This window comes from Mycobacterium sp., from assembly GCF_019247615.1.
Classification (GTDB): Bacteria; Actinomycetota; Actinomycetes; order Mycobacteriales; family Mycobacteriaceae; genus Mycobacterium.
Genome location: NZ_JAFBAT010000271.1, coordinates 1 through 2,750, shown reverse-complemented (window position 1 = coordinate 2,750; position 2,750 = coordinate 1). Strand labels below are relative to the sequence as shown.

Genomic DNA, 2,750 nt, shown 5'->3' with positions numbered 1-2,750 from the left:
TTCGTCCCGAATCCGCTTGAGACACAGACCGAATGCGAAGCTGGGTGCGGCCGTGATGGTCCCGCGGTGCCGCGAGATGGCCCGCAGCCACGCGCCCGGGTTCGCGACGAACAACTCAGGGGGAAGCAGCACGAGCCTTCCCGGAACGTAGAAGGCGCTCAGCAGGTTTCCGATCAACCCCATGTCGTGGTAGAGCGGCAGCCAGGTGACACCGATGGGATACGGGGCCCCGTCTTTGGTGATGTACTGCTCGAGGCTCGCGAGATTCGACAACAGATTGGCGTGGGTCAATGCCACCGGCTTGGGATCGTTCGTGGTGCCCGACGAAAATTGGATCACCGCAATGTCGTCACCGGCGACCTCGACGGCGTCGGACACCGGGCCGGCCAGGCTGGACGCCGTCACACAGCCGAGCCGGGGCGCCGAGTTGGCAACTGCCACACCAAGAAAACGGCGAATGCGCTCGTCGGTCACCACCATGACGGCGTCCACCGCGGTCAGCATGGCCGTGGTCCGGCGGTGGAACTCGTCGAGCTTTCCCAGCCGCAACGGCGGATATAGCGGGACCGGGATCGCGCCGGCGCACAGCACGCCGAAGAAACATTCCACGAACTCCGGGCACGTCGGAAGTACCAGGGCGACGCGGTCCCCCTTGCGCACCCCGCGGCTAACCAGGTCTGCGGCCACGGACAGCGCTTGCTCGCGGATGCGGGCGAAGGGCACCTCGTGGTCCTGCTCCTTTTTATCGACGAACACCAGGCCGAGCTCGGACTGCGCTGCCGCGTCGAGCATTTCGATCAGGGTGGTGTGCTTGGGACGGATTGCGGGGGCGCCTTTCATGACTGCTCCTCAATGCGCTCGACCACAAGGTTGGCCAGATCGCCGACCGTACGGACATCGTCGGCGTCCTCCTCTTGCAGTTCGATGTCGTAGTGCGTCTCGATCGTGAAGACGACCGACATGAACTTGAGGGAGTCAAGACCCGCGTCCTGCAAATCGGAATCGGCGGTCAGGTCCACTCCCGGGGCCTCGATCGAGACGAGGTCGATGATCTCCTGGGTGACAAGCTCCAGGATTTGCGGCTGTTGTGCTGGGACGGTCATGCACAGAAGTATTGTGCGGGCGGCGCGGAAAAGCGCTCCTGCCAACGCGAATCGTCACTACTGGTTAGCACCAACCTTACGGTGACCCGAACGCGTCGGCGGAATAGGCTGAAAGGCACGGCATCCCGTTACCGCTAGCAGCAGCGCGTTCTACCGGCTAGCCGGAAGAACCGATCATGTGCTCAATCCCTGGCAACGGCATCCTGGATGCTCTGCTTGAGGAAACCTTGAGCGACGAAGGTTGGGTCGCCTACCGGGCCGATCGGATGCTCGTGATCTCTTTAGGGTTTGGGTGCCGGGACCGGATTTCCATATAGGCAGTCATGAAGTTCCTGACTACCTGGGGCGAAGTCGAATCCGCAGTTGCACTCACGAGCGTCCCTGGGGGGAAGCGAATTGCAGTACGGGCTATCAGCCGAGGCCGATGGGGCGGTCCACATGACACCGGCGGCCAAGGCTGCCGCTGCGGCACAGATGGTGGACAGCAATACTGTCGTCTTCATGTTGCTAACCTTCGCACACCCGTGCGGAAACCGCAGGTCGGTGCGCCCTTCAAATTGACGACGGAGCCTCGCCGCCCCACGACGGGCTGGCGGTCAGCACGTCGGCGCCTTCGTCGACGAGCTCGGCGTTGGGGGATGCCACCGGCCCCGCACTGGTCACCAGGACCACGTCAGCACCGCCGCGAAAGTCGGTGTGATGGCGTCGGTTCCGCCCCGCCGCGGCGTTCCCGCCCAGCAATTGCGAAATCACCGCAGGCCCTTGCATCGGACCGATGGGTTTTCGTAATCCCTTGTGCCACTTTGGTTTCAGTGGCCACAAATCGACGGTTTTTGTCGGTGGGTGTTTCTACGGTTTGGGGTATGGGTTCGAGCAGTCGTGAGGAGATCGTCGAGGTTCTCGACGCGCTCGATGCGGACCTGAAGCGGTTGTGCGATTTGTGTTTTGACGTGTTCACCACCCCGGAGCGGTTGCGGGCGTTGGAGCGCTTGGAAGGCACGGCGCGCCGGATACGCGCCCCGCAGCACACGCTGATCAATCAACTCGGCGCGCAGGCCGGCGAGGAAGAACTGGGCGGCACGCTGCGCTGCGCGCTGGCGGACCGGTTGCACATCACCAACGCCGAGGCGGCCCGGCGTATCCAGGAGGCCGAGGATTTGGGGGAACGCCGGGCGCTGACCGGGGAGGCGCTGACACCCCGACTGAGCGCGACCGCCGCCGCCCAAAGTGAGGGGTTGATCGGTGATACCCACGTGAAGCTGATCCGCAGCTTTTTCGCCCACCTGCCCGCCGAGGTCGACCTGTCCACCCGGGAAGCCGCCGAAGCCGATCTGGCCGGCAAGGCCAGCCAGTATCGCCCCGACGAGTTGGCCCAATACGCCAAGCGGATCATGGACTGGCTCAATCCCGATGGCGAATTCAGCGACGCTGAGCGGGCCCGCAAACGCGGCCTCGTGTTGGGCAAGCAGGACTTCGACGGCATGTCGCGCCTAAGCGGCCTGCTGACCCCGGAGTTGCGGGCCGCCCTCGAGGCCATGTTGGCCAAGCTGGCCGCCCCCGGAGCGGCCAACCCAGTGGACGACACCCCGGTCGTCGATGCCGAACCCGACCCGGACGCGGTGCGGCGCGATCACCGAACGGCAGCCC

General features: G+C 64.6%; 4 protein-coding genes. 1 reads left to right on the top strand and 3 read right to left on the bottom strand.

All coding sequences use genetic code 11. From position 1 onward, the window contains the following. The 3 genes from JO059_RS18965 to JO059_RS18955 all read right to left on the bottom strand — a co-directional run. On the bottom strand, nucleotides 1-840 hold an 840-nt coding region (locus JO059_RS18965), incomplete at its 3' end, for an AMP-binding protein (protein ID WP_293321509.1). Next, nucleotides 837-1,103, bottom strand: coding sequence for an acyl carrier protein (locus JO059_RS18960; RefSeq protein WP_293321507.1), 267 nt, complete (start codon nucleotides 1,101-1,103; stop codon nucleotides 837-839). The genes JO059_RS18960 and JO059_RS18965, both read right to left, overlap by 4 nt. A 552-nt stretch (nucleotides 1,104-1,655) precedes the next feature. Continuing rightward, nucleotides 1,656-1,856 carry a hypothetical protein gene (locus tag JO059_RS18955; protein ID WP_293321505.1) on the bottom strand — a complete coding sequence of 67 codons (201 nt, stop codon included), beginning with the start codon at nucleotides 1,854-1,856 and terminating at the stop codon, nucleotides 1,656-1,658. Between the two features lie 110 nt (nucleotides 1,857-1,966). Between JO059_RS18955 and JO059_RS18950 the strand changes: the two genes are divergently transcribed. Next, nucleotides 1,967-2,750 (top strand): DUF222 domain-containing protein (locus tag JO059_RS18950; protein WP_293321503.1); only part of this gene is annotated, 784 nt, incomplete at its 3' end.

Coding starts and splice junctions, on each gene's coding strand:
- JO059_RS18960 (WP_293321507.1), bottom strand. CDS start 1,103: ATGACCGTCCCAGCACAACAGCCGCAAATCCTGGAGCTTGTCACCCAG.